The 25,859-nt window shown below is 68.3% G+C and carries 22 protein-coding genes; 12 read left to right on the top strand and 10 right to left on the bottom strand.

From position 1 onward, the window contains the following. The first annotated feature begins 25 nt into the window (after nucleotides 1-25). The 5 genes from OPU70_RS11945 (at nucleotide 26) to OPU70_RS11925 (ending at nucleotide 5,848) form a co-directional block, all read left to right on the top strand. The gene (locus OPU70_RS11945; protein WP_498557868.1) at nucleotides 26-1,366 is read left to right on the top strand and encodes a glycoside hydrolase family 125 protein; all 1,341 of its coding nucleotides are present in this window, start codon (nucleotides 26-28) and stop codon (nucleotides 1,364-1,366) included. After that, complete coding sequence (locus OPU70_RS11940; RefSeq protein WP_498557867.1) at nucleotides 1,363-2,325, top strand: carbohydrate ABC transporter permease; 963 nt, start codon at nucleotides 1,363-1,365, stop codon at nucleotides 2,323-2,325. The genes OPU70_RS11945 and OPU70_RS11940 overlap by 4 nt, the downstream gene beginning before the upstream one ends. Beyond that, a complete protein-coding gene (locus OPU70_RS11935) occupies nucleotides 2,325-3,281 on the top strand; it encodes a carbohydrate ABC transporter permease (RefSeq protein ID WP_079111991.1) in 957 nt (318 codons plus the stop codon). The genes OPU70_RS11940 and OPU70_RS11935 overlap by 1 nt, the downstream gene beginning before the upstream one ends. Before the next feature lie 59 nt (nucleotides 3,282-3,340). Further along, complete coding sequence (locus tag OPU70_RS11930; RefSeq protein WP_498557866.1) at nucleotides 3,341-4,591, top strand: ABC transporter substrate-binding protein; 1,251 nt, start codon at nucleotides 3,341-3,343, stop codon at nucleotides 4,589-4,591. A gap of 72 nt (nucleotides 4,592-4,663) precedes the next feature. Continuing rightward, a complete protein-coding gene (locus tag OPU70_RS11925) occupies nucleotides 4,664-5,848 on the top strand; it encodes a glycoside hydrolase family 76 protein (protein WP_498557865.1) in 1,185 nt (394 codons plus the stop codon). A gap of 215 nt (nucleotides 5,849-6,063) precedes the next feature. Here the strand turns inward: OPU70_RS11925 and OPU70_RS11920 are convergent, their stop codons facing one another. The 4 genes from OPU70_RS11920 to OPU70_RS11905 all read right to left on the bottom strand — a co-directional run bounded on the left by OPU70_RS11920 (nucleotide 6,064) and on the right by OPU70_RS11905 (nucleotide 9,661). Beyond that, complete coding sequence (locus OPU70_RS11920) at nucleotides 6,064-7,179, bottom strand: GntR family transcriptional regulator (protein WP_079111988.1); 1,116 nt, start codon at nucleotides 7,177-7,179, stop codon at nucleotides 6,064-6,066. Nucleotides 7,180-7,274: 95 nt separating this feature from the next. Then, entirely contained in the window at nucleotides 7,275-8,459 is a 1,185-nt protein-coding gene (locus OPU70_RS11915; protein WP_498557864.1) for a MalY/PatB family protein, read from the bottom strand. Between the two features lie 198 nt (nucleotides 8,460-8,657). After that, the gene (locus OPU70_RS11910; protein WP_498557863.1) at nucleotides 8,658-9,398 is read right to left on the bottom strand and encodes a 3-keto-5-aminohexanoate cleavage protein; all 741 of its coding nucleotides are present in this window, start codon (nucleotides 9,396-9,398) and stop codon (nucleotides 8,658-8,660) included. A 35-nt stretch (nucleotides 9,399-9,433) separates the two neighbouring features. After that, the gene (locus tag OPU70_RS11905; protein WP_042540651.1) at nucleotides 9,434-9,661 is read right to left on the bottom strand and encodes a DUF2188 domain-containing protein; all 228 of its coding nucleotides are present in this window, start codon (nucleotides 9,659-9,661) and stop codon (nucleotides 9,434-9,436) included. A gap of 227 nt (nucleotides 9,662-9,888) precedes the next feature. Here OPU70_RS11905 and OPU70_RS11900 point away from each other — a divergent pair, with 227 nt between their 5' ends. After that, a complete protein-coding gene (locus OPU70_RS11900; protein WP_498557862.1) occupies nucleotides 9,889-11,367 on the top strand; it encodes a serine/threonine-protein kinase in 1,479 nt (492 codons plus the stop codon). 177 nt (nucleotides 11,368-11,544) lie between these two features. On the opposite strand, the gene OPU70_RS11895 is transcribed toward OPU70_RS11900, so the two are convergent. Continuing rightward, nucleotides 11,545-12,006, bottom strand: a complete 462-nt coding sequence (locus OPU70_RS11895) for a VOC family protein (protein ID WP_498557861.1) — start codon at nucleotides 12,004-12,006, stop codon at nucleotides 11,545-11,547. Between the two features lie 100 nt (nucleotides 12,007-12,106). On the opposite strand from OPU70_RS11895, the gene OPU70_RS11890 reads away from it, so the two are divergent. After that, nucleotides 12,107-13,057 (top strand): helix-turn-helix transcriptional regulator, encoded by a 951-nt coding sequence (locus OPU70_RS11890; RefSeq protein ID WP_498557860.1) that lies wholly within the window; start codon nucleotides 12,107-12,109, stop codon nucleotides 13,055-13,057. Nucleotides 13,058-13,108: 51 nt separating this feature from the next. On the opposite strand, the gene OPU70_RS11885 is transcribed toward OPU70_RS11890, so the two are convergent. From OPU70_RS11885 to OPU70_RS11870, 4 genes are read right to left on the bottom strand one after another with little or no spacing between them, the layout of a single operon-like run. After that, nucleotides 13,109-13,504: a Rid family hydrolase gene (locus tag OPU70_RS11885; protein ID WP_498557859.1), complete on the bottom strand. Its 396-nt coding sequence runs from the start codon at nucleotides 13,502-13,504 to the stop codon at nucleotides 13,109-13,111. A gap of 32 nt (nucleotides 13,505-13,536) precedes the next feature. Continuing rightward, nucleotides 13,537-14,748, bottom strand: a complete 1,212-nt coding sequence (gene solA / locus OPU70_RS11880; protein ID WP_498557858.1) for an N-methyl-L-tryptophan oxidase — start codon at nucleotides 14,746-14,748, stop codon at nucleotides 13,537-13,539. Continuing rightward, nucleotides 14,745-15,884 carry an ornithine cyclodeaminase family protein gene (locus OPU70_RS11875; protein ID WP_498557857.1) on the bottom strand — a complete coding sequence of 380 codons (1,140 nt, stop codon included), beginning with the start codon at nucleotides 15,882-15,884 and terminating at the stop codon, nucleotides 14,745-14,747. Before OPU70_RS11875 ends, solA begins: the two co-directional genes overlap by 4 nt. 59 nt (nucleotides 15,885-15,943) lie before the next feature. Beyond that, nucleotides 15,944-17,416 carry an amino acid permease gene (locus tag OPU70_RS11870; protein ID WP_475123313.1) on the bottom strand — a complete coding sequence of 491 codons (1,473 nt, stop codon included), beginning with the start codon at nucleotides 17,414-17,416 and terminating at the stop codon, nucleotides 15,944-15,946. Between the two features lie 220 nt (nucleotides 17,417-17,636). Here OPU70_RS11870 and OPU70_RS11865 point away from each other — a divergent pair, with 220 nt between their 5' ends. The 4 genes from OPU70_RS11865 (at nucleotide 17,637) to OPU70_RS11850 (ending at nucleotide 22,386) form a co-directional block, all read left to right on the top strand. After that, nucleotides 17,637-19,148, top strand: a complete 1,512-nt coding sequence (locus OPU70_RS11865) for an amino acid permease (RefSeq protein ID WP_475123312.1) — start codon at nucleotides 17,637-17,639, stop codon at nucleotides 19,146-19,148. Further along, nucleotides 19,145-19,828 carry a helix-turn-helix domain-containing protein gene (locus OPU70_RS11860; protein WP_498557856.1) on the top strand — a complete coding sequence of 228 codons (684 nt, stop codon included), beginning with the start codon at nucleotides 19,145-19,147 and terminating at the stop codon, nucleotides 19,826-19,828. The genes OPU70_RS11865 and OPU70_RS11860 overlap by 4 nt, the downstream gene beginning before the upstream one ends. Before the next feature lie 84 nt (nucleotides 19,829-19,912). Beyond that, complete coding sequence (purL, locus tag OPU70_RS11855; protein WP_079111983.1) at nucleotides 19,913-22,246, top strand: phosphoribosylformylglycinamidine synthase subunit PurL; 2,334 nt, start codon at nucleotides 19,913-19,915, stop codon at nucleotides 22,244-22,246. Beyond that, nucleotides 22,243-22,386, top strand: coding sequence for a hypothetical protein (locus OPU70_RS11850; RefSeq protein ID WP_164481679.1), 144 nt, complete (start codon nucleotides 22,243-22,245; stop codon nucleotides 22,384-22,386). The genes purL and OPU70_RS11850 overlap by 4 nt, the downstream gene beginning before the upstream one ends. Nucleotides 22,387-22,609: 223 nt before the next feature. Here OPU70_RS11850 and OPU70_RS11845 read toward each other — a convergent pair whose 3' ends face one another. Next, the gene (locus OPU70_RS11845; protein WP_231567518.1) at nucleotides 22,610-23,179 is read right to left on the bottom strand and encodes a TetR/AcrR family transcriptional regulator; all 570 of its coding nucleotides are present in this window, start codon (nucleotides 23,177-23,179) and stop codon (nucleotides 22,610-22,612) included. A 72-nt stretch (nucleotides 23,180-23,251) separates the two neighbouring features. Between OPU70_RS11845 and OPU70_RS11840 the strand changes: the two genes are divergently transcribed. Next, the gene (locus OPU70_RS11840; RefSeq protein ID WP_498557855.1) at nucleotides 23,252-25,792 is read left to right on the top strand and encodes an MMPL family transporter; all 2,541 of its coding nucleotides are present in this window, start codon (nucleotides 23,252-23,254) and stop codon (nucleotides 25,790-25,792) included. The last annotated feature ends 67 nt before the right edge of the window (nucleotides 25,793-25,859 follow it).

Raw genomic sequence — 25,859 nt, 5'->3', positions numbered from 1 at the left:
GACCTCAGGTTCACCGAGGAGCATCGTGGCTCAGACCCATTCGGACTTCATCCACTCCGTCGCAGAGCGCGTGCGATCGCGGACAGACGAGGCGACAGCGGCCATGTTCGAGCGCTGCTTCGAGAACACCCTCGGCACCACCCTGCGCGAGATGCCCGACGGCACCCTGTTCATGCTGACGGGCGACATCCCCGCGATGTGGCTGCGCGACTCGACCGCCCAGCTCGGCCCGTACCTGCACTTCGCTGCCGAGGACCAGACCATCAGCGACATGATCGCCGCGGTGTCGCGCCGGCAGATCGAGTACGTGCTGCTCGACCCCTATGCCAACGCCTTCAACGCCGCACCCGATGGCAGCGGACACCAGAGCGACCGCACCGAGCAGTCGCCCTGGATCTGGGAGCGCAAGTACGAGGTCGACTCCCTCTGCTACCCCGTGCAGCTCGCACACGACCTGTGGGCGACGACGGGCCGCACCGATCATCTCGGCGATTCCTTCGCCCGCGCCGCGCGTGTGATCATCGAGCTCTGGCGCACCGAGCAGGACCACGAGGCCCACTCGACGTACCGGTTCGAGCGCTTCGACTGCCCGCCCAGCGACACACTCGTGCGCGAGGGGCGCGGCAGCGAGACGGCGCCGACGGGCCTCACCTGGTCGGCGTTCCGCCCGAGCGACGACGCCTGCGAGTACGGCTACAACGTGCCGGGGAACATGTTCGCCGCAGTCGAGCTGCAGCACATCGAGACCATCGCGATCGAGGTGCTGCACGACGAAGACCTCGCGGCGAGCGCTCGCGACCTGCGCGCCGACATCGAGCGCGGCATCGCCGAGCACACGGTCGTCACGAGCCCTTCGGGCGACGACATCTATGCCTACGAGGTCGACGGTCGCGGCGGCATCCTGCTTCTCGACGACGCGAATGTGCCGAGCCTGCTGTCCCTGCCGCTGATCGGCTGGTGCGGAACGGACGATCCGCTCTACCTCGCAACCCGCCGCTTCATTCTGAGCACCGCGAATCCGGTCTTCTTCACGGGCACCCTCGCCTCGGGAACCGACTCGAGCGGCCTCGGCAGCCCGCACACCCCGGTCGACCACGTCTGGCCGATCGGGCTCTGCATCGAAGCGCTCACGACTGACGATCGGGCCGAGAAGGAGCGCATCCTGCGGCTGCTGCTCGAGACGGATGCCGGAACCGGCCTCATGCACGAATCGTTCCTCGTCACCGATCCATCTGTCTTCACCCGGGAGTGGTTCTCGTGGGCGAACGCGATGTTCTGCGAACTCGTGCTCGACATGACCGGACTCGCCACTCCCCGTCGAGAGCCCGTCCGCCGTGAGCCCCTCACCGAAGCGCGATCGGCATGAGCGCCACGACCACGGACGCTCCGGCATCCGTCGACGAGTCCCGCCCGACCAACACGGGGCCCACACCCGGCAAGCCGCGGAAGTCCCGCAACCCCAGCGCGAGGCAGATGGCCTGGAACGCCTGGCTGTTCCTGCTCGTGCCCGGCGTGCTGTTCGTCGTCTTCATGGCGCTGCCGATCGTCATCGCACTCGTGCTGAGCCTCACCGACTACGCGATCGTCGGCGACTTCGAGTGGCTGGGCATCCAGAACTACCTCGACATCGCGGTCGACCCGTTCTTCTGGATCGCCCTGCGCAACACCGCGTACTACACGGTGCTGTACGTGCCGGCGGGTCTCGTCGTCGCCCTCGGCACCGCCCTGCTTCTCAATCGCCGCCACCGTGCGGTGCGCCTGTTCCGCACCCTCTTCTACATCCCCGTCGTCGCCTCGACAGTGGCGACCGCGACGATCTGGTTCTGGATGCTGAACCCGCAGAACGGTCTGCTGAACGTGGCGCTCAGCTGGTTCGGCATCGACGGGCCCGCGTGGCTGTACGAGTCGCAGTGGGCGATGATCGCGATCGTCATGATGAGCGTCTGGGCCGGGTTCGGCGCCAACATGATCATCTTCCTCGGGGGCCTGCAGGGAGTGCCCGGGGAGCTCTACGAAGCGGCCCGCCTCGACGGGGCGAACGCCTGGCAGCAGTTCCGCTACGTGACGCTCCCGTCGCTCACGCGCACGACGTTCCTCGTGTCGACGCTGCTCATCATCGGCGCGTTCCAGGTCTTCGACCAGGCCTATGTGCTGACGAAGGGCGGACCGGGCAACTCGACCGTCACGATGGTCTATTACATCTACAACAAGGGCTTCGGCGCGCTCGAGATGGGCTACGCGTCGGCCCTGTCGTTCGTGCTCTTCCTGATCATCCTCGTGTTCTCGCTTCTGAACGCGAAGCTCAACAACCGGAAGGGCGTCTGATGACGAACACGCTCAGCGGTGGCCGCGCCATCGAGACCGCGCTGGCCGCCGGCACCCCGGTGGCCCCACCCCTGCATTCGCGCCGCAAGCCGACGACCCGCAAGCGCATCGCGACGGTCGGCTGGTACATCGGCGTCATCCTGATCAGCGTCGTCACCGTCGCCCCGCTCGTCTGGACGATCTCGACCTCGTTGAAGCCCGCCACCGAGATCCTCTCGGGCGCGCTCAACCTGATCCCCGCGAACGCCACACTCGAGAACTACCTGCAGGTGTTCGAGGAGGTGCCGTTCGGCCGCTACTTCGTGAACTCGCTCGTGCTCGGCATCGGCGGGGCCGTGACGAACATCTTCTTCGGCGCCCTCGGCGGCTATGCCCTGGCCAAGCTGCAGTTCAAGGGCCGCGCGGCGGTCTTCGCAGTGTTCCTCTCGTCGCTCATGATCCCCGGCATCATCACGATGATCCCGTCGTTCCTGATCCTGCGCTCGATCCCGTTCGCCGGCGGCAATGACGTCTTCGGACAGGGCGGTCTCGGCCTGATCAACACCTACTGGGCTGTGATCATCCCCGGTGCCGCCGGAGCCTTCGCCGTGTTCTTCATGAAGCAGTTCTTCGAGACGCTTCCCGACGAGCTGGGCGAAGCGGCCCGCATCGACGGCGCGAGCGAGTTCCGCATCTTCGCGATCATCTACTTCCCCCTCGCCAAGGCCGGGCTCGCGGTGCTGGGCATCATCAGCTTCCAGGCCGGATGGAACAACTTCCTCTGGCCGCTGATCGTGCTCAACAGCCAGGACATGATGACCGTCCAGGTCGGCCTCGCGTCGTTCGTCAACAACTACGAGACCGCTTTCGGTCCCCTCATGGCCGGCACCGTGATCGCCAGCCTCCCGGTGCTGCTCGTGTTCCTCTTCGCGCAGCGCTACATCATCGAGGGCGTCGCCCACGTCGGGTCGAAGTGATCCACCGGCTTTCCCTTTCCCACCACACCCACCACACGCATCACACCAAGGAGATTTCGATGAAGAAGCACCTGAGAGTCCTGACCGTGTTCGCCACGGCATCCCTCGTCGTGACCGTCGCCGGCTGTGCATCCGGCAGCGACGCCGGCGGCGGCGACGGCCCCGAGCCCGTCGTCATGTGGGGCTCGTGGTCCGGCGACCAGGTCGACCAGCTCGAAGCCCAGGCCGAGCGGTTCAACGAGTCGCAGGACGACTACGAGGTCTCGTACGTGCCGCAGGAGCTCGTCGAGGAGAAGCTCCTCACCTCGCTCGCCGGCGGTCAGGTTCCTGACGTCGTGCTCTGGGACCGCTATCAGACCTCGCTCTACGCGCCCAAGGGGGCACTCGCCCCGATCGACGGGTTCATGGAAGAGGATGCCGTCGACACGAGCATCTTCTACGAGCCGGCGCTCGGCGAGATGGAGGTCGATGGCGAGCTCTACGGCCTGCCGCTGCTCGTCGACAACCGGTCGCTGCTCTTCAACCAGACGCTGCTGACGGATGCCGGAGTCACCGCACCCACCGACTGGGACGAGCTGAAGACCGCCGCCGAGGCGCTCACCGTGAAGGACGGCGGCAAGCTGACGCAGGCCGGCCTCGACCTCAGCGACCCCGGCCTGTTCAACATGTACCTCGCGCAGGCGGGCGGTCAGCTGCTCAACGACGACCAGACGAAGACCGCGTTCAACAGCCCTGAGAGCCTCGAGGTGCTGAACTTCTGGCAGAGCCTGCTCGATGCGGGCGTCTACGAGCAGGGCTTCGGCGACACGGGACACTCGTTCGCCGAGAGCCGCACGGCCATGAAGCTCGACGGGCCCTGGGCGCTCTCGACCCTCGACAAGGTCGACGGCCTCGAATACGGCGTCGTGCAGCCGCCCGCCGGACCGAACGGCGACCAGGGCGCCTACATGGGCGGCTTCGGACTCGTCATCCCCGAGGGCGCGAAGAACGCCGAAGGCGCGTGGGAGTTCATGAAGTGGTGGACGACCGAGGCCGAGAACGGCGTCGCGTTCGGTGAGATCTCGGGCTGGATCCCGGCCAACATCGAGGCCGCGAACGACCCGTTCTTCACCGAGGACGAGCACTACGCCGCCTTCATCGAGACGATGAACTACGCGCAGACCCGCCCCAACGTGCAGGGATTCTCGGACGTCGAGGGCAAGGCGCTCGTGCCCGCGCTCGAGCGGTTCCTGTCTGGCGAGATCTCGGCCGAGCAGGCGCTGAAGGATGCCCAGGAGCAGGGCGACCAGCTTCTCGAACAGAACCGCTGACCCCCGTCGGATCGCGCAGCCGTCTCAGGCGGCCGCGCGATCCGCCGCCATCCACCCTCAGGAAAAGGACACATGACCAGCACTTCCGCGCAGACCTGGTCGGCCCGTGCCGACACCGCGCAGCAGAGCCTCGACCACTTCTTCGGTGTTCCCGGCATCCAGTTCCTCGCGAACAGCCACCCGCATGACCGCGGCAACACCGAGGTCTTCAACTACTGGTGGCTCGCCCACGTGATCGACGCCCGGGTGGATGCCTGGGTACGCACCGACGACGACGCCTGGATCGCGCAGGCGATCACCGCACGCGACAACATCGTCGAGCGCAACGGCGGGCAGCTCTTCAACGACTACTTCGACGACATGCTGTGGTTCGCTCTCGCGCTCGAGCGCGTGCACCGGGCCACCGGCGAGCAGCAGTACCTCGACGAGGCGATCGCGATCTGGGATCACGTCATCGCCGAGGGCTGGAACGAGACTCTCGGGTGGAGCCTCGCCTGGCGCAAGCAGCAGCTCGCCTACAAGAACACTCCGGCGAACGGGCCGCTCGTGATCCTCGGGGTGCGGTTGAGTCGCCTCGACACGTCGCGCGACTATCTGTCGTATGCGCGGCGGGCCTTCGACTGGCTGACCGCGAACCTGGTCGGCGACGACAGCTTCGTCGAAGACGGCATCAACCGCACCGGTGACGGCACCGTCGACACCCAGTGGCGCTTCACGTACAACCAGGGGCTCTACGTCGGCGCCGCGGTCGAGCTGTTCCGCGCCACGGGCGACGACGTCTTCTTGCAGCGGGCCGTGCAGACGGCGATCACCGCGGTGCGCGAGCTGAGCGACGGGACGGTCTTCCCGGACGAGGGAGACGGCGGCGACGAAGGCCTCTTCAAGGGCGTCTACTATCGCTACCTCGGTGAGCTGCTGGCGGTTCTGACCGAGTCGGACTCCTTCGCCTCGGAGCGGGTCGAGCTCGATGGCTTCGTGCGAGCCGGCACCGATGCGCTGTGGCAGAACGGCCTGGTCGACGGGCACCTGCGCCCGGGCAATGACTGGTCGCAGCCGCCGGTCGAGTGGATCCCCTACTCGACCATGGTCAGCGCGATCTTCGCCGTCGAGCAGCGGGCACGACTCGAGGCTCGAGAGCTCGGCGGTGTTGTCGGCGGTGGTGTCGGTGCTGCGGTCGGTGCAGCGGGAGCTGAGGCTCCGGCGGGTGCGGCTCCGTTGCGTGCGGCTCAGGTGGGTGCGGCGCGCGTAGCACGCTGAGACCGGCTCCATGATCCGCCCGTGGGCTTCGGCCTGCGGGCGGATCGCTGCGTTCGGCGGGTCTCCGCGTCCGACCGGATCTCGGCCTGCGGGGGTGGGGCAGCGGTCTCGTATTCAGCATGATCGGCCGGGATCAGCGCCTCTACGACGGTTTCGAGCCGCGAATCCGAGATCCGTGCTGAATTGTGAACGCGCAGCCGGTCAGACGCGACGAGTCAGCCGCGCGGAGCGGCCGACGACGAGCCGAGGATGAGCTCGGTGGGCAGCACGACCTTCTCGATCTCGCTCGGTGCGCTGATCTGGCGCCTCACCGACTCGACAGCCTTCTCGCCGAGAGTGCGCTGTTGCTGGCGGATGTGGGTGTAGCGGAACAGCCGTGTGTCGAACGTGGCATCCGGGTGGTCGAAGCAGACGATCGAGATGTCCGCCGGAACCTCGAGCCCGAGTCTGTGGCATGCCTCGCGCAGCATCAGCGCGATGTTGTACTCGGCCGCGACGTAGCCGGTGATGTCGGGATGCTCTTCGATGAACGCGACCAACCGGGCGATGTCCTGCTCGATGGTGTCGGCGCTGCCGGGCACGGTCGAGCCGATCGTGCGCAGCTCGGCGCTGTTCTCGAGGGGCAGATGGTTGGAGGCGTGAGCGTGGATGTACCCGTTGCGCCGATCGTCGCTCGATGAGACGTGGCTGGTCGAGCTCACGAATCCGATGGTCTTGTGCCCGAGGTCGAGCAGGTGCTCGGTCGCAGCGCGCCCACCCGCGAGGTTGTCGGAGCAGACGGCCGAGACCGGGATCCCGTCGAAGAGGCGGTCGAGGATCACGACGGGGAACTTCTTGGCGACCAGTTCGAGGGCGGCGGGCGGGATGTACTCCGACGAGCTCGGAAGCAGGATCAGGCCCTCGACACCGGCGCCGACCAGGGCGCGGATGCAGGCGTCCTCGTCGGCGAGGTCGCCTCCGGATCGTTTGAAGACGACATGGGTGTCGGCGCCGGTCGCCGCGAGGATGCCCTCGATCACCTTGTTGCCGAAGCTGTCGTCGAAGCTGGTGATCACGCACCCGATCAGAGAGGGGCTGCGGTCGGCGTCGTTCTGCGCACGGGCGGGAGCCTGCGGCGCCGTGGGCGTGAGGCTGGTGACCACCGTGCCGATTCGCGGGCGGCGCATGATCAGACCGTCGGTGCGCAAGAGATCGAGCGCCCGTTTGATCGTGATGGGGCTGACATCGAACCGGCTCGACAGCTCCGCCTCGGACGGCATCCGGTCGCCGACCGCGTACTCGCCCCGCAAGATCGACTCGCGCAACGCTTCGTACACCTGCTTGTAGAGCACGTCTGTCCGATCGTTTCAGCCAATAGTTATATTTAATCTACAGGCTTCGTGAACGGATGTCGCGCCGTACGCCACCGCGCCGTCACGGGAACGATTCACCGCGCGAGAACGGCATCCCCCATCGCCGCGAACGCCTCGCGGAGGATCGGCCGGGGAGTCGCGAACACGACGCGTACGAAGTCCTCGTACCCGCGTCCGAGCAGCGCCCCCTCGGTCAGCACGACTCCCGCGTGGTCGCGGAAGAAGGCGGCCGGCGCGCCCTCGATGCCCAGCGCGCTCGTGTCGATCCAGCCGATGTAGGTCGCGTCCGGTTCGCGATAGATCGCGCCGGGAAGATGTTCGGCGACGAGCGACCCCAGAAGGTGTCTCGACTCGGACAGATACGCGAGCACTCCGTCGAGCCACGACTTGCCCTCGCGATACGCCGCGGTCGACGCGACCACGCCGAGCGTCGCGGCTCCGTGCTGCACCGAGAACCCGAACCGGCGGTAGAGCTCCTGGTCGGCGTCATTGGACGTGATCAGCTGAGCGGTCTTGAGCCCGGGGATGTTCCATGCCTTCGACGCGCTCGTGCCGGTGACGGTGTGCGCGGCCGTGGCCTCAGACACCGATGCATAGGGGATGAACGGTCGGCCGTCGAAGCGCAGCGGCGCGTGGATCTCATCCGCGAACACCCGACCGCCGTGGCGCTCCACGATCTCGGCGAGCGCCTCGAGCTCGGCTCTCCCGACGACGGTTCCGGTCGGGTTGTGCGGGTTGCAGAGCACGAGCGTGCGGGCACCGGCGGCGAACGCCTGATCGATGCGCTGCAGGTCGTGATGCCAGCGTCCGTCGACCTCGACACCGGGGATCTCGATCACCGGATGCCCGATCGCGGGCAGATATGTCAGGAACGGCATATATGCGGGAGTGGGCACGATGACCGGAGATCCCGCGGGTGCGTACTCCTCCACCGCGACGCGCAGCGCGGCCATCACGTCGGACACCGGATGCACGCGCTCCGAATCGATCGCCCAGTCGTACTCCCGCTGCATCCACTCGGCGGTCGCCTCACCGAGCCGGGCGGCCAGCGGGGGCGACAGGTATCCGAGGTTCTCCTCGTCGATCGCTCGGTGCATGGCATCGGCGATCACGGGCGCGACACCGAAGTCCATCTCGGCGACCCACGCGCCGATGCGTCCAGGGTGCAGACTCCATTTGCGGCTCTCAGGTCGATCGAGGTCGAACCTCGTGCGGGAGTCGAACGGATGCGGGTCGGTGCGCGCGCGGTGATCGGTCATGGCGAGCGGCTCTCAGCAGCCCGCGAACCGACATCGAGTAGCGCCACCGGCACGACGGGTGCTCACGCGGGCACTCGTCGTCGGTCGACCGGCGCGGTCGGTGGTCGTGATCTCAGACACGAGTACTCCTTCACAGCGTGAGCTTCCACACTAAGGAAGGTCCTGTCGTCGTGCGATTCTCGTTTCGGTGAGTGACGGTCAGGATGCCGCGTCGCGTCGGCCGGCGAAGGCGATCCCGCTCGCCGTGCGCACCAGCGTCGCGTTGTCGGGAGCGGTTCGCCCGTCGGGGAGGGAGAGCGTGTCTTCGAGTCCGATGCGCGAATCGAGTTCGAGCTCGACGGCGAGCGTGAACGCGGGCCACGCCGATCGCAGTTCCCCATGCAGCAGGATCGGGATGTTCGGCTCGTCGAGCCGGACGTGCGCGATCAGCCCCTCCGCGTGGCGACGAACGACCTCGACGGCCTCGTCGGGCAGTTCGATGAGCACGCGTGTGCACCGGCTGCGGACAGGCGACTGAGTCCAGGCCTCGAGCCCCGTCGCGTCCCAGATGCCTGCTTCGACTCCGACTCCTCGGCTGAGCAGCAGCTCGGCCACGTCGTCAGCGCCGGCCTCGTGCCAGTTGACGGATGCAAAGTCGGGGAGGTCCGTCCACTCCGAGATCGCGGCCAGCCGCCGCTCGACATCGGGCGCGATCCACGCTCCGGTCGTCACACCGATCGGCACCTCGGGGCACGCGGCCCTCAAGGCCCGCAGCCACCGCCCGACGTCAGCGGCAACCAGGCTGTCGCGCCCCGCAGCATCCTTCGGGTGCACATGGATCTCGGTCGCTCCCGCGGCCACGGCCCGCACCGCATCAGCTGCGGAGAGGGCAGCGTCGGCGCTCAGTGCCGGATGCTCTGTTGCCGAACGGGTGCCGTTGATGCAGGCCTGCAACAGCATCCGTCGGTCTGATCGGTCCAACGAATCGCCGCCCATCAGTTCATGAGGTCGCGCGGATGCCAGTCATACAGATTTCCGGTGTCGGATGGTCCCTCGTCGGTGCGCACGGTGTGCTGCACCTGACGCGCCGCCGCTGCTCCGCGACCGGCCCGGACGGCTTCGTCTTGGGTCCCGAAGCTGGAACCCAGGGTGCGGGATTCGCCCTCGATGCGGTTGAACCAGATCCCGTCACGCTGGAAGGTCTCGATGTCGCCTGCGGCCATGCCACGTCCTTTCGATCTGCCTCCTTTCTACGTGACGGGCCTGACACCGGGTGAGCCCCTTGACAGTGTGCCGCCGCGTCGTCAGACGAGCCATGAGCGTCGCGATGAGGGTCGAAAGAGCGGACCATTCACCAATTAGTCGCGACGTCAAGCCCTGTGACGAGCTCGGCTCGTGCGGTTTATGTTTGTCGGATGCATGACCCGGATGCATCAGCAGGGAGCAAGTGATGACGTTGGAAGTGGTCTCGCCCACGGCTGCACTCCTCGACGGACGGTACGTGCTGCACGACCGCGTCGGGCAGGGCGGCATGGCGACCGTCTATCGCGCTGAAGACACGCACCTCGGACGCATCGTCGCGATCAAGATGATCCACGGCGAGGGCCCGGTCGCATCGATCGAGCGGGCGCACACCGAGAAGGCGCTTCTCGCGTCGCTGAGCCACCCCTCTCTCGTGACGCTGTACGACGCGCAGCTCGTCCCCGGGCGGCCCCAATACCTCGTCATGGAGTTCGTCGACGGACCGACCCTCGCCGCGCGCATGGCCGAAGGCCCGCTGCCACCCCGAGACGTCGCGCGCATCACTCGCGACCTCGCCGAGGGACTGGCCGCGGTGCACGCGGCGGGGATCGTGCACCGTGACGTCAAGCCGTCGAACGTGCTGCTGGCACGGGGTCGGTCGGGCCGGCCCCTCGCCGCGAAGCTCGCCGACTTCGGCATCGCCACGTCGATCGAGGACACTCGGCTCACGACGCCGGGGATCGTGCTCGGCACACTCACCTATATGGCTCCGGAGCAGCTGCGCGACGCCGCCCCCGGCACTCCGGTCGACATCTTCGCGCTGGGCCTGGTCGTGCTCGAAGCCCTCTCGGGGGAGACCGGGTACGCCGCGCTCGGCTCCGGACGCGCGGCGGCGATCGCCCGCCTCGCGCAACCGCCGAGGATCTCCGAGACGGTTCCCCAGGAGTGGCGCGATCTGCTGACCCGCATGACGCGGCTCGAGCCCGAAGAGCGACCGACCGCGGTCGAGGTCGCTCGTGCAGCGCGAGGTCTGCTGAGGGGCTACGCGTCTGACGCCAACGGTTCCGCAGTCGCCGCGGCGGCGGCAGCCATCGTCGCGTCGGCCGGAGCCGATCCTGTGGGGAGCACGGCGCCGGTGGAGGATGCCGGTGCGGATTCAGCTCGCGGCGGGACTCCGCCGAGTGAGGCTGTCGTCGGTCAGCCGGACGGCAGCGTGGCACCGCCGGCGGCGCCGGAGGCCGCTGCCAGCCCGACAACCCGGACGACGCAGATCGCCGGCACCACCGGCGCGACGGCGGTGCTCGATGCGTCGTCACTCCCGCCGACGCGAGTGCGCACGCGTCCCCACCCCCGCCGACGAATGCTCGTCGGCGCAGCGGGACTCGTCGCGACGGGCGCACTCGTCGTGGGTCTCGCGGCCTTCACCGCGCCGAGCCCCGATCTCGGCCGACTCGCGTCGGCTGTGGCGGCTCGCACCGCCGTGACGCCTGCGGAGACCACGCCCGCAGAAACCGTGACCGAAGAGGCCCCCGCCGCACCGGTCGAGGTCGTCACCGACTCGGGCAATCAGGGCAACGGCAACAAAGAAGACAAGGCCGACAAGGGCAACCCGGGGAACTCCGGGAACTCGGGGAACTCGGACAAGGGCCAGTCCAACGGCAAGACGCCGAAGGAGAAGGACAAGTAGCACTGGCGAAACCCCTCGCGCTCGGCAGGTTCGTGCTGGCGGCGGGGTGGGTTCCGCGTCTCGGTTGACACCTCCCGTCGGCATCCACTCCGAACACCGACAGCAGGTGCCAACCCAAGAACTCGACCGCCGTCGCCCGGCCGCCCGGCCGCGACGGCGCGACAGTCTCGCTGTGCGTCAGCCCGCGTAGGCGGCCCGCACGTCGAGCACCCAGGTCACGCCGAAGCGGTCGGTGAGCATCCCGAACCCGGGTGACCACGCCGACGCGGCGAGCGGCTCGACGATCGAGGCGCCGTCTGCGAGAGCGTCCGAGTATCCGGTGAGCTCGTCGAGCGAGTCGGCGCGCAGCGACTGGAAGAAGGAGCGGTCGGTGATCGTCATCCCGTTCTCCCGCGAGGTCGTGCCTGCGGTCGCGTCAGAGTCATCCGCACCCGGGATGTCGTATGCCATCAACCGGAAGCCGTCGGCGTTCTCGACCTGCCCGAACACGATCTTGTCGGCGCCGGGCACGCCCGCAGGCATCCCGAAGTCGCCGTAGGTGGCGAGTGTCACCTCGCCGCCGAAGACAGCTCCGTAGAACTCGAGCGCCTGGCGAGCGGTGCCGCGGAAGTTCAGGTGGGTGGTGTTTGCGATGCTCATGATGTCTCCTCGATCGTCGTGCGGCGGATTCGCCGTCGAGACCAACACTCACAGCAGAAGAGGACAGTTTCGGTCCTCTACCTGACGCAGAATGGATGCCATGACCGGCAGCTCCTCACGCATGCTCGCCCTGCTCTCGCTGCTGCAGACGCAGCGCGACTGGCCGGGGCAGGTGCTCGCCGACCGCCTCGACGTCACACCGCGCACGGTGCGCCGAGACGTCGACCGCCTGCGCGAACTGGGCTATCGGATCAGCGCGATCAAGGGTCCTGACGGCGGATACCGGTTGGCCGCCGGCTCCGAGCTTCCTCCTCTTCTCTTCGACGACGAGCAGGCCGTCGCCATCGCGGTCGCGCTGCAGAGCGTCTCGGCCACGGGGATCGACATCGACGAGGGCGCCGCTCGCGCGCTGGCCACCGTGCGGCAGGTGATGCCGTCGCGCCTGCGACATCGGGTCGACGGCATCCGCTTCACCGGCGTCGAGAACGAGACCCGGGTGGATCCGGCGGTGCTCGAGGCCGTCAGCGCCGCAGTGCGAGACCGGCACGTGCTGCGCTTCGACTACGGCGACCACGACCGCCCGGCCCGGCGCACCGAACCGCACGCCGTCGTCGCCCGCGAAGGGCGCTGGTACCTCCTCGCGTGGGATCTCGAAGCCGACGACTGGCGCACGTTCCGACTCGATCGGATGACCCCGCGCATCCCGACCGGCCCCGCCTTCACGCCGCGCGAAGTTCCCGCCGCCGACGCGCAGACCTACCTCGCGGCTCGCGCGAAGGGGTCGACCGGGCGCGATGAGTGGCCGCATGTCGGGCGGGTCGAGGTCGACCTGCCCGCCCGCGAGGTCGCTCGATGGCTGGGCGTCGACGGCACAGCCGTCCCGATCGACGATGCGCGCTGCCGTGTCGCCGTCGGCTCCTGGTCGTGGAACGGAGTGCTCGCCTTCCTCGCGTCCCTGGATGCCCCGTTCCGCATCGAGGGCCCGTCCGAGCTGCGCGATGCCGCGACCGCGCTCTCGCGACGCCTGTCCGACGCGGGCGAGGCCCGCTGACCGGTCACCCCTGACCGCATCCGAGACCCCGCACTCCGAGTCGCCGAGTGCTCACAGATCGATCTGCGTTCGCCGCGCCTCCCCCGCTCCGCGGTGCGCCGTCACCTCGATCTCGGCCTTGTACTCGCCCGCGAGCGGGCTGCGCGTCATGGTGAGCGCCGGGTCGATGCCGCGGAACACCTCGCCGAGCACCTCGATCGTCTCGTCCTGATCGGACGCATCGGGAACGAAGACCTGGATCCGGACGACATCCGACAGCGATGACTCCACCGCGGCGAGCGCCCGTGCGACGGTGGCGATCGCGAGGCGCAGCTGCTCTGCCGCCGTCTCCGGCAGGGTCCTCGTCTCGTAATCGATGCCGGCGGTGTTCGAGATGAAGATCCAGTCGCCGATCGCGACGGCCCGCGAGTAGCTCGCGAGGGTCTCGAACTTGCTTCCGCTTTTCACACTGGTGATTATCAACGGTTCCGTCTTTCGTGTCAGTGGCCCTGGAGGACCGGATAGTCGTCTGCGAGGACAAGATCGTCGGCGCGCGCCTGAGCGCGGCGACGGTGGTGACCGAGCGTGAACAGGGGGTGCTGGAGCGCACTCGACCCGCTCTCGGCGAGTTGCGCCAACACCCGCCCGTAGGCGGGCGAGAACTTGAAGCCGTTGCCGGAGAACCCGGCTCCGATGACGATCCGCCCCGACTCGGAGATGTCGAGGATCGGGACATGATCGGCCGTCGTGGACTCCGGGTGGATGGACGACCGGACCACCTCGGGCAGGATGCCGGGGAACATCCGGGTGGCGATCGCCGCGCAGCTCCGCAGTTCCGCACGCGACAGTTCGCGGGGATCCGTGTCGGGGTCCTCGATCGTGTCGATGCGTGTCGTGGGTGCGATCTTGACCGAGTAGCCGTCGAGTGAGGGGACGCCGAAGGCATGGTCGCCGTCCAGGTCCCGCATCCAGCAGGGGAAGCGATCAGGGGTGAACTGGCTGATGTCCTCCGGCATGAACCACGTGAGCGGGATGGCGATCGCGCTCACCAGATCGCGCAGCTCCGGCACGATCCTCGTCGTCCACGCACCGGTCGTCACGATCACCTTCTGCGCGTGGACGATCCCCTCGGATGTCGAGATCGCGACACCGCTCTCGCCCTCATCGATGCCGAGCACAGGGGTGTTGTACAGGATCTCCGCCCCGCGCCTGATCGCGGCCCGCTGCGCGGTCGCCACCGCCAGCTCCGAGCGCAACCCGCCGCCGAGCACGTCCATGATCCCGATGTCGCCGTCCTCGACGGCGAACTGCGGATACTCCCGGCGGAGCTCCGCGGCATCGAGGAACCGGTGCGGCAGATCGCCCTCCACGATCGAACGCCGCGTGGACTCGAGGAATGGATGTCCCTCCGGCGCGATCGCGAGGACGCCGGTCTTCAGCAGCAGCTGGCGGCCGGTCTCACGCTCCAGCTCGGTCCACAGCGCCCTGGCCTCGAGAGCAGCGGCCGTGTAGAGCGCCCCCTCCTTGTTGGCCGCGCGGAACAGACGCGACTCACCGGCGAACGCTGCGTGGCCGTGCGCCGGTCCGTACTGCTCGATGCCCAGCACGGACATCCCCGTCGATTTTGCGAGGTGCCACAGCGCCATCGATCCCATGGAGCCTGCACCCACCACCGCGACGTCGACGGTCCGGATGACCTCTGCCGCACTCATGCGAGAGCCGGCTCGGTCCACAGGTTCAGCTTCTGGCCGATGCCGCGCTCCAGGGCGTTGCGGTACACCTTCGTCCCCCACGCGACGTCCTCCACCGGCATCCCGCCGACCGACATGATGACGATCTCGTCGTCGCTCTGCCGACCGGGCCGCTTTCCGGAGACGACATCGCCGATGTCGACGAGCTCGTCACGGGAGAGCTCCCCGGCCTTCACGAGATCCATCCACTTCTGCCCGACCATCGGAATGTACTCGAACGACGGCTTCGGGAACTCCTCGTACCAGGTCTCGTACAACCCGTACGCATCGACGACCTTCGTGATGTCGCTGTCCAGCAGCGAGTCATCGGTATTGCACAGGGACGGCATCGCGAAGAACGCCCCGGGCGTGATCCACTCCCGCTGGATCGTGGGGTAGTTCTCCGAGCCACCCGCACCGGTGCCCGTGGTGCAGAAGCTCACCAGGTCGCTGCCCCGGACGACGTCCTCGATCGAGTCGACGACCTCGATCGTGGTGATCGTGGGGAACTCCTCGCGCACCCACTCCTGGAAGCGCTCGAGACTCTCCGCCCCTCGCCCCTTGATCTTCAGCGTGTCGATCAGCGGGCACGCATCCATGAAGGCCAGGAGCACCGTGCGTGCCATGACGCCGGGCCCGGCGATCCCCGCGACGCGCGAGTCCTTGCGGGCGAAGTGCCGCGCACCGACCCCCGGCACGGCACCGGTCCGGTATGCCGACAGCAGGTTCGCCGACATGAACGCGAGTGGCGCCCCGGTGTCGGTGTCGTTGAGCGTGAACATGAGGATCGACCGCGGCAGACCCTTCTCGCGGTTGGCGATGTTGGATCCGTACCACTTGACGCCGGTCGTCTGGAAGTCTCCGCCGAGGTACGCCGGCATCGCCATGAACCGTCGGTCCTCAGTGGGCACCGGCATGTTCGGGAACGGCGACGTCTCGGGGAACGTCATCATCGCGCCGTGCGAATCGTTGCTCTCACCGGTCATGCGGTAGTCGCCGGCGGCGAACAGCGCGAACATCTCCTCCATGGTGTCGACGCACTGGTGCATATCGGTCACTCCGGCCGCGATCATGTCGGCTTCGGAGAGGTAGAGGAAATCCACGTGGGGCAGGGGCATGACGGTCCTTCTCGTCGAGGGGGTGGGGGAGAGTGTGTCGGTCGCGTTCATGGTGCGCCTCAGCCGGCGATGGCGTCGGTGAGCTTGGCGTATGCCGCGGGCCTGCGGGCTCTGATCCACGCGGCCTGGGCGTACCCGATGAGGGGGAAGACGATCACCAGCCCGAGCAGACTCCAGCTGACCGCGCCGAACACGGGCGCTCCTGTGGCATCCGCATCGCCGACCATGATCGGGAAGTAGACGACGATCATGACCACGGAGAGCACCAGGCCGATGAAACCGAGCACGGGGGCGATCACGGTGTTCCAGATCCTCCGGTCCTTGCGTGTCCTCGCGAAGTAGACGATGACCGCGATCGAGGTGACCGCCATCAGGAGGGCGATCGCCACGGTCGCGACCCCGGCGAACCAGGTGAACACCTGCAGCACCGGGTCGAGCTGCAGAACGGCGAACAGCGCGACGAGGACGATCGCGGTGATGCTCTGCACGAGCGAGGACACGTGCGGAGACATGTGCCGCGGGTGCACGGCGCCCACCCGGTCGGGCAGCACGCCGGCGCCTGCCATGGAGTACTGGTAGCGGGCGACGACGTTGTGGAACGACAGCACGCAGGCGAACATCGCGGTGATGAGGAGGATGTTCGTGATGATCTCGCCGGTGGCGCCGAGGTACGCCGACATCGTGCGGAGGATGAGCGTTCCCGGGTCGGCCGCTGCCTCCTCCAGGATGTTCGACGGCCCCCACGCCATGACGAGGCCCCATGAGGCGAGGGTGTAGAACACACCGACGCCGATCACGGCCATATACGTGGCGCGGGGGATCGTGCGGTCGGGATCGCGCGCCTCGCTGCGGAAGACGGCGGTCGCCTCGAACCCGATGAAGGCGGCGATCGCCATCATGAGGCCGACACCGGGGGAACCGCTCGCGACGTTCTTCGGCTCGAACGGTGCGAGGCTCAGCCCTTCGGGGCCGCCGGAGATCACGACCGCCGCGACGAGAAGGAGGACGATTCCGACCTCGGCGCAGAGCAGGACGCCCAGCACCTTGCTGGACAGATCGATGTGGCGGTAGCCGAGGAACCCGACGAGCGCGACGACGGCGATCGAGTACAGCCACCACGGGAGCGTGATGCCGAACCCCTCGAAAGTGAAGCTCAGCACGTAGCCCATGTACCCGTACACGGACACCTGGATCGTCGTATACGTGAGCATCGCGATCCAGGCGGACGCGAGACCGGTCGAGCGTCCGAGGCCGTATCCGACGTAGGTGAAGAACGCCCCGGGGTTGGGGACGTGCTTGGCCATCGCGGAGACGCCGACGGCGAAGAGCACGAGGACGACGGCGCTGATCGCATACAGCGCCGGGAACCCCGACCCGTTGCCGAGCAGGATGCCGAGCGGGGCCGACCCGCCGATGACAGTCAGGGGCGAGGCGGCGGCGACGACCATGAAGACGATCGCCGTCGCACCGAGCGATCCCGACAAGACCTTTTTCGGGGAGGTCTCGGTGGCGCTGGGCTGAATCTGGACCATGTGCAAACCCTTCGGAGAGAAGCGGAGTGGAGCGGTTCCCCCACCCTGCCGCGGCGGGATTTCCCGCCCGTCTCGCCGGAGTGACGTCTGCGGTCGCCGCGAACGGGACGCCGGAGCTCCGGCCGTCTCATTCGGGTGACATCTGCGTGAAACACCACGGACGCGCTCCGGCAACAGCCCGCTCGTAGCCTCCTGCCATCACGAGACAGGCGGAGGCCCCATGTCTGCACTGGAAGAGGCGATCGAGCGCCCGCAGACCGTGCGCTCGTTCGCCGCCCGCTCGCCGTTGCACGGGCTGGACAGACACACCGTGGGTTTCGCCGACGTCCTCGCGCAATCGGTCGCGGCCGTCGCCCCGGCGGCCGCCTCGGCGATGGCGGTGCTGCTGGTGGCGGACCTGGCTGGCGGTGCCACCGTCCTCGTGATGGCCCTCGCCATGATCATCACGTTCCTGGTCGCTCGGACGATCAACCAGTTCACTCGTCGGTTCGCCGCCAGCGGCTCGCTGTACACCTACGCGGCGCGCGGACTCGGCGCGGCGGGAGGACTCGCGACCGGTGCAGCGATCCTCGTCGGGTACGCCTTCATCTCGATCTTCGCTCTTCTGGGCGGCGCGCATTATGCGACCATGCTCGTGACCCGACTGTGGCCTCAGCTCGACGCGATGCCGATCGCCCTGGGCGCCCTCGTCGTCGAAGCAGCGGTGCTCGCGATCGTTCTCGTTCGCGGCATCCGCCTCTCCTCCCGGGTCGCGCTCGTCGTGGAGCTCATCTCCGTCGCGCTGATCCTGTTGCTGATGATCGTGCTCCTCGTGCACATCGGACCGCTCCAGCCCGCGGCGATCTTCTCGGCAGACGGCATCTCGATCGCCGGCGTCGCCGGCGGTGCCGTTCTCGCGATCACCGCCTTCGTGGGGTTCGAGAGCTCCGCGACGCTCGGCGTCGAATCCCGCTCGCCACTGAAGAACATCCCGCGCGCCATCGTGTGGAGCGTCGGCGTCGCCGGAGTGTTCTACCTCATCGCCGCCTACACGCAGATCGCAGGAGCCGCCGCGATCGGGGGGACGGCATCGGTCGCGCTCCTCGACGATCTCGCGTCGCGATTCGGCCTCTCCGCATGGGCCGCCGTGGCGGACGTCGGCATCGCCACCTCGGGTCTGGCCTGCGCGATCGCCTCGACGACCGCCCTCACCCGTATCGTGTTCGCGCTCGCGCGCGACGGCGTGCTCCCTGCCCGGCTCGGCCGCACGCACGGACGCCACCGCACTCCGATCGGCGCGGTCGTCGTCGCGGTCCCGCCGATCGTCATCGCACCGATCGTGATCGTCGCGGCCGGCGTGTCACCGTGGGACGCGATGAAGGCCGTCCTCTTGATCTCGGCAGCGGGCTACATCGTCGCCTACGTGCTGGTCTGCATCGCCGCTCCCCTCTTCCTGCGCCGTATCGGGGAGGTCACCGCCGGTTCCGTCATCGCCGCCGTCAGCGCGGCGGCGGCGCTCACGGCATGCCTGACGGTCTATCTCGTCGCGGAGGCGGCCGCGGGAAACCCCGGGGTCTGGTTCGCTCTCGGCTTCGCCCTGATCGCGGCGGTGCTGATCCGGTGGCGACGGCGCTCGCCTCTTGGCGAGGTCGGGCGCTACGACGAGCCGGTCGCCGCCCACGTTCTCGGCGGCGTGGCCCGAACCGGCGGCGGTGGCGCGCGCGGGGGCGAACCGGGGGACGCCGACGGATGACGGCTGGCGACGCGGTATCGATCACGGCCCGCCAGCCCGCCGCCATCCACAGCGCGCTGTCGATGCTGGAGGCCGTCGCTGCGATGGGTGCCGGCGTCACAGCGCGGCAGCTGGCCGAGCGGCTCGGGATTCCGCGCGCGACCACCTATCGCCTGCTCAACCTGCTGGTGCAGGACGAGTACCTCGTCCGGACGCCGGATCTCACCGGATTCGCCCTGGGCACGAAGGTCGCGCTGCTGGCCGGCAGCATCGGCGTCGAGCGCATCCCGCGCGCCGCGCGGGACGTCCTCGAGCGCACCAGGGCGAGCGCGCGGGGCGGCATCCACCTCGTGCTCTATCGTGACGACCGGGTCGTCGTCGCCGACGAGGATCCCGACTTCCCCCTCTCGAATCGACAGGGTCTGCAGCAGGAGCCCACCCGCTACGCCCTCGGCCTGCTGCCGCTGGTCGTGCGCGGAGAGGGCGTCGCCGACGACCTGGTCACCGAGCTCCGCTCGCAGGGGGTGATCCGCGCCGGCGAGGGTCAGCGTGGCTGCCTGGCCGCGCCGATCACCGACGCCTCCGGCACGCTCGCCGGAGCGCTCTCCTACTCGGGTCCGCGCCGGCAGATCGACAGCTCCGACTCGATCGCCCTCTCCCTCGTCGCGGCTGCACGCGAGCTCGGGCCGCTCCTGACGTAGACCCCGCAATCCGCCCGGGCGATCAGCCACAGCATCCCCCGGTAGACTGGCCATGCCCCGCCGGCCCCTCATCTAGGAGTGCGCGTGACCACCGCCCCTGCACCTGCCCACAAGCACGTCCCCGACTCCGTCGAGAACGCAGCCGCGACTCCGGAGAAGGAACAGCCCTACGCAGCGCTGGGCCTCAAGGACGACGAGTACGCCCGCATCAGGGAGATCCTGGGCCGCCGCCCCACCTCCGGTGAGCTGGCCATGTACTCCGTGATGTGGTCGGAGCACTGTTCCTACAAGTCGTCGAAGAACTACCTGCGCCGTTTCGGCCAGAAGGTCTCAGACGAGATGAAGGAACGCCTGATGGTGGGCATGGGCCAGAACGCGGGCGTCATCGACGTCGGCGAGGGCTGGGCCGTCACCTTCAAGGCCGAGTCGCACAACCACCCCTCGTTCATCGAGCCGTTCCAGGGAGCGGCCACCGGCGTCGGCGGCATCGTCCGCGACATCATCTCGATGGGCGCGCGCCCGGTCGCGATCATGGACGCCCTGCGTTTCGGCGCGATCGACCACCCCGACACCGCCCGCGTCGTGCACGGCGTGACCAGCGGCATCAGCTTCTACGGCAACTGCCTGGGCCTTCCGAACATCGGCGGCGAGACGGTCTTCGACTCCGTCTACCAGGCCAACCCGCTCGTCAACGCGCTCGCGGTCGGCGTTCTGCGTCACGAAGACCTCAAGCTCGCCAACGCGACCGGCGTCGGCAACAAGGTCGTGCTGTTCGGTGCCCGCACGGGCGGCGACGGCATCGGCGGCGCCAGCATCCTGGCATCCGACTCGTTCGACAGCACCGGACCCACCAAGCGCCCCGCGGTGCAGGTGGGCGACCCGTTCGCCGAGAAGGTGCTCATCGAGTGCTGCCTCGAGCTGTACCGCGACGAGCTCGTCGAGGCGATCCAAGACCTCGGCGCCGCGGGAATCTCGTGCGCGACCAGCGAGCTCGCGGCCAACGGCAACAGCGGCATGAAGGTCTCGCTCGACAACGTCCTGCTGCGCGACCCCTCGCTCACGGCTGAGGAGATCCTCATGTCGGAGTCGCAGGAGCGCATGATGGCGATCGTCGCCCCCGAGAAGCTCGACGCGTTCCTCGCGGTCGTGCAGAAGTGGGACGTCGAGACGTCGGTGCTCGGTGAGGTCACCGGAGACGGCCGCCTCATCATCGACTGGCAGGGCGAGCGCATCGTCGACGTCGACCCCTCGACCGTCGCGGTCGACGGCCCGGTCTACGACCGCCCGGTCGCCTACCCGACGTGGATCGACGCACTGCAGGCGGATGCCGCCGAGAACCTGCCCCGCTCGAACGACCCCGAGGTGCTGCGCGAGCAGTTCCTCAACCTGGTCGCCTCGCCGAACCTGGCCGACACCCGCTGGATCACCAACCAGTACGACTACTACGTGCTCGGCAACACGGCCCTCTCGTTCCCCGATGACGCCGGCATGATCCGCGTCGACGAGGAGTCGGGTCTCGGCTTCGCGATCTCGACCGACGCGAACGGCCGCTACTGCCAGCTCGACCCGTATGCAGGTGCGCAGCTGGCCCTGGCCGAGGCGTACCGCAACGTCGCCGTCACCGGCGCCGTGCCCACCGCGATCACCGACTGCCTGAACTTCGGCTCTCCCGAGAACCCCGAGGTCATGTGGCAGTTCGGGCAGACCGTCGACGGTCTCGCCGACGGATGCTACGAGCTCGGCACCCCGGTCACCGGCGGCAACGTCTCGTTCTACAACCAGACCGGCGACGTGCCGATCCACCCGACCCCGCTCGTCGGTGTGCTCGGCATCATCGACGACGTCTCTCGACGCATCCCCTCGGGATGGCAGGACGAGGGCCAGAACATCTACCTGCTCGGCACGACCTCGACCGAGCTGTCGGGTTCTGCGTGGGCCGAGACCGTGCACCAGCACCTCGGCGGACTGCCCCCGAAGGTCGACCTCGCGGGCGAGAAGCGCCTCGCAGGTCTGCTCGGCGCGGCCCGCGACGAGTGGCTGATCTCGTCGGCGCACGACGTGTCGGAGGGTGGCCTCGCACAGGCCCTCGCCGAGGGCGTCTCGCGCTTCGGCGTCGGCGCACGCGTCTGGCTCAACGAGATCATCGAGCGCGACGGAGTGGATGCTGCGACCGCACTGTTCTCCGAGTCGACCGGTCGCGTCATCGTGACGGTCCCGCGTGAGGACGACGTGAAGTTCCGTGGGCTCTGCGAAGGCCGCGACTACCCCGTGATGCGCATCGGCGTGACCGACTCCGAGGGCGCGAAGCTCGAGGTGCAGGACGTCTTCACGGTTCCCGTCGCCGAGATCCGCGAGCGCTCGCAGGCCACCCTGCCCGCCGCCTTCGGCCCGACCGTCAGCGAGCCGGTCAGCGCATGAGCGGCGACGGCCTGAGCGAGGACTACGGCGACCTGGGCGAGAAGCGCAATCGCCGCCTGCGCATCGTCGCCTGGAGCGTCATCATCGCCCTCATCCTCGGCGGCGGCGGCGCGACCGTCATCACGCTGCTGCTCGGCTGAGTTCGGGTCCTCCTCCTTCGGGTGCCGGGGCGGGTCGTGTGCTCCTTCGCGCCTCGTGCTCGTCTCCCGTCGGAGCCGGGTCGACGAAGCAGTCGACGAGATGGCGACGAAGGCCGCCCGGCCGAGGCGAGGAGCGGATGCGACGTCGTTCGCGTACGGGCATCGATCGGGTCTGGATGCGCAGACAGGTGGCCAGACAGCGGTGGCTCGGTGACCCGGACGACTACCGCGAGAAGAAGAAGCGGGTCAGCCGCACGATCGAATCCGGATCGTGGTGCTCGCGCCCCAGCGATTCGACGATGATCGCGCCGAGGATCGCTCGTCCGAGCTGCTCGACAGGCGCCTCCTCAGCGAGCTGCCCGTCGCGGATGCCACCTCGGAGGCGTTCGGTGAGGTACTTCTCGACCCCGAGGCTGTCGCCGAGGTGCGCTCCGACTCCGGCGTCCTCCGTCGCCGCGGCGACGAGCGAGCGCAGAAGAGCGCCTCCCTCGGGCGCCTCGAGGATCGACAGCACGCTGCGCAGCCAGGTCTCGACATCGGCGGCGAGGTCTCCGGTGTCGGGAACGACGAAGTCGACGGGGATGAGCCGACCTTCCGCAAGGCATTCGCCGATGAGGGCTCCGCGCGACGGCCACCAGCGATAGATGGTCTGTTTGCCGACGCCGGCCTCTTTCGCGATGCCTTCGATCGTGAGCCGGTCGTACCCCTGGTTGTGGAACAGACGAGAGGTCGCGTCGAGGATCGCTTCACGGGCAGCAGTACTGCGCACGGGTCCGCTTCGATGCTCGTTCACCACACGTTCAGGATAACCACAGAACACTAGACGAGACGCCCCGTATGATCTATCCGTCTGAAGGAGATCGTTGTGGCTGCACTGCTGTACCGCCTGGGTTCGTTCGCTGCACGCAAGGCGTGGACGGTGATCGTCTCGTGGGTCGTCATCCTCGGCCTGGGTGTCGGCGCGTTCCTCACCCTCGGGGGCACACTGAGCAACAGCTTCGACATCCCCGGCACTGCCTCGGGTGCCGTGACCGACCAGCTCGCCGAGAAGCTGCCCGACACCGCCGGCGGCACGGGAACCGTGGTCTACCAGACGACCGACGGATCGGCCTTCACCGAACAGCAGAAGCAGGAGATCTCGGATCTCGCGTCGAGCGCCGAGGATCTCGACGGCGTCGCATCCGTGATCGATCCGTTCGACGCTCAGCAGCAGCAGGCCGTGCAGGCGCAGGACCTCGCTGACGGCAAGGACCAGATCGACGGCGGCCGCGCCCAGCTGGATGCCGGTCAGACCCAGCTCGATGACGGACGCACCCAGCTCGATGCGGGTCTCGAACAGCTCACCACCGCTCGATCACAGGCCGAGGCGGGCGGTGCTCCCGCCGAGCAGCTCGCGGCGTTGGACGCTCAGATCGCCGCCCTCAATGGCCAGCTCACCGAGCTCGACGCCCAGCAGAAGACGATCGACGAGTCGCGCGACGAGCTCGACGCCAACGCCGAGAAGGTCGACCTCGGATCCACGCTCCTCGATCTCACGAACGGCATCGGCGTCGTATCCGAAGACGGCTCGACCGCGATCGTCAACGTCTCGTTCGAAGACCCCCGCCTCGAGCTCTCCGAAGAGGTCAAGCAGGGCACGATCGAGCACTTCGACTCCTCCCCGATCGATGGCGTCGAGGTGAACTTCGGCACCGACATCGCGCAGGGGGTCCCCGAGATCTTCGGCGTCGGAGAGGCGATCGGCCTCGCGTTCGCTGCGGTCGTGCTGATCGTGATGCTCGGCACGCTGATCGGCGCGGCCCTGCCGATCGTCACGGCAGTCGTCGGCGTGGGCGTCGGCGTGACCGCATCCCTCGCCTTCTCGGGCGTCGTCGACATGGCATCCGTCACCCCGGTGCTGGGTGTGATGCTGGGCCTCGCGGTCGGCATCGACTACTCGCTCTTCATCGTGAACCGGCACCGCAAGCAGCTGCTGAACGGTGTGCCGGTGAGGGAGTCCATCGGCCTCGCCACCGGCACCTCGGGCACCGCCGTCGTGTTCGCCGGCACCACGGTCATCGTCGCTCTGCTCGCCCTCAACGTGACGGGCGTGCCGTTCCTCGGCCTCATGGGCACGGTCGGCGCAGTCTGCGTCGCGGTCGCCGTGCTCGTCGCGATCACGCTCGCCCCCGCGATCCTCGGACTCGTCGGCACTCGCCTGCTCAGCGGCAAGGCCCGCGCCATGATCGGGCAGCCGCATGCCGCGGGCAAGCCCGTGAAGCAGATGTCGACGCTGCGTGCGATCGTCACCGTGCTCGTCAGCGTCATCGCGCTGCTGATCGTCGCGATCCCGTCGATGTCGATGCGCCTCGGCCTGCCCGACGGCGCGAGCGAGCCCTCCGACTCGACCAGCTACCGCGCGTTCCACATCGTCGACGAGCAGTTCGGCGAGGGGGCGAACGGCCCGCTGCTCGTCACCGCCACTCTCGACGACGCGGTCGACGACGACGACCTGCTCGCCACGCAGGTCGAGATCGCCCAGACTCTCTCCGACCAGGACGACGTCGTCGGCGTCGCCCCGATCGCGACGTCCGACGACAACACGCTGCTCGCGTTCCAGGTGCTCCCCGCAGAGGGCCCGAACAGCGCCTCCACAGAGAAGCTCGTGCAGGACATCCGCGCACTGCCGCAGCTCGACGGCGGCATCACTCTCGGAGTCGCCGGCCAGGCGGCCACCAACATCGACATCTCCGAGGCGCTGGCCGGCGTGCTGCCGCTCTACCTCGTGGTCGTGGTCGGGCTCTCGCTGCTCATCATGATCGTCGTGTTCCGCTCGCTGCTCGTGCCCATCATCGCGACCGGAGGCTTCGTGCTCTCGCTCTTCGCGACCTACGGCCTGATCGTCGCCGTGTTCCAGTGGGGCTGGGGCGCCGAGATCATCGGTCTGCACAGCACCGGTCCGATCCTGAGCTTCCTGCCGGTGATCCTCGTCGGCATCCTGTTCGGGCTCGCGATGGACTACCAGCTGTTCCTCGCCTCGGGCATGCGCGAGGCGTATGTGCACGGCGCCTCAGCCCGGGATGCGGTGGCCCAGGGCTTCCGAGCCGGACGCTCGGTCGTCGTCGCCGCGGCACTCATCATGGTCTCGGTCTTCGGCGGGTTCATCTTCTCGGAGTCGACGATCATCCGCTCGATCGGCTTCGGCCTCGCCTTCGGTGTGCTGCTCGACGCCTTCGTCGTGCGGATGCTGCTCATGCCAGCCCTCATGCACCTGCTCGGCCGTTCGGCCTGGTGGCTGCCGCGGTGGCTCGACCGCATCCTCCCCAACGTCGACATGGAAGGTGCAGCGCTCGAGCGCGACCACCCCGGCGTGCGGACCGACACGGTTCAGGTCGTCGCGGCCGCAGACGACGCAGAAGCGCGCTGACGTCACGCACCCCGGAACCCGGATGAGGCGGCAACAGCACGCCGCCTCTTCCGCGGACGATCGAGCG

The organism is Microbacterium sp. SWDP-B6, assembly GCF_059803615.1.
This window is presented reverse-complemented; position numbering and strand designations above follow the sequence as displayed.

Coding starts and splice junctions, on each gene's coding strand:
- OPU70_RS11875 (WP_498557857.1), bottom strand. CDS start 15,884: ATGCCCCTGCCCCACGTGGATTTCCTCTACCTCTCCGAAGCCGACATG.
- OPU70_RS11915 (WP_498557864.1), bottom strand. CDS start 8,459: ATGACCGATCACCGCGCGCGCACCGACCCGCATCCGTTCGACTCCCGC.
- OPU70_RS11865 (WP_475123312.1), top strand. CDS start 17,637: ATGTCTGCACTGGAAGAGGCGATCGAGCGCCCGCAGACCGTGCGCTCG.
- OPU70_RS11895 (WP_498557861.1), bottom strand. CDS start 12,006: ATGAGCATCGCAAACACCACCCACCTGAACTTCCGCGGCACCGCTCGC.
- OPU70_RS11890 (WP_498557860.1), top strand. CDS start 12,107: ATGACCGGCAGCTCCTCACGCATGCTCGCCCTGCTCTCGCTGCTGCAG.
- OPU70_RS11930 (WP_498557866.1), top strand. CDS start 3,341: ATGAAGAAGCACCTGAGAGTCCTGACCGTGTTCGCCACGGCATCCCTC.
- OPU70_RS11940 (WP_498557867.1), top strand. CDS start 1,363: ATGAGCGCCACGACCACGGACGCTCCGGCATCCGTCGACGAGTCCCGC.
- OPU70_RS11925 (WP_498557865.1), top strand. CDS start 4,664: ATGACCAGCACTTCCGCGCAGACCTGGTCGGCCCGTGCCGACACCGCG.
- OPU70_RS11860 (WP_498557856.1), top strand. CDS start 19,145: ATGACGGCTGGCGACGCGGTATCGATCACGGCCCGCCAGCCCGCCGCC.
- OPU70_RS11905 (WP_042540651.1), bottom strand. CDS start 9,661: ATGGCCGCAGGCGACATCGAGACCTTCCAGCGTGACGGGATCTGGTTC.
- solA (WP_498557858.1), bottom strand. CDS start 14,748: ATGAGTGCGGCAGAGGTCATCCGGACCGTCGACGTCGCGGTGGTGGGT.
- OPU70_RS11910 (WP_498557863.1), bottom strand. CDS start 9,398: ATGCTGTTGCAGGCCTGCATCAACGGCACCCGTTCGGCAACAGAGCAT.
- OPU70_RS11900 (WP_498557862.1), top strand. CDS start 9,889: ATGACGTTGGAAGTGGTCTCGCCCACGGCTGCACTCCTCGACGGACGG.
- OPU70_RS11935 (WP_079111991.1), top strand. CDS start 2,325: ATGACGAACACGCTCAGCGGTGGCCGCGCCATCGAGACCGCGCTGGCC.
- OPU70_RS11870 (WP_475123313.1), bottom strand. CDS start 17,416: ATGGTCCAGATTCAGCCCAGCGCCACCGAGACCTCCCCGAAAAAGGTC.
- OPU70_RS11850 (WP_164481679.1), top strand. CDS start 22,243: ATGAGCGGCGACGGCCTGAGCGAGGACTACGGCGACCTGGGCGAGAAG.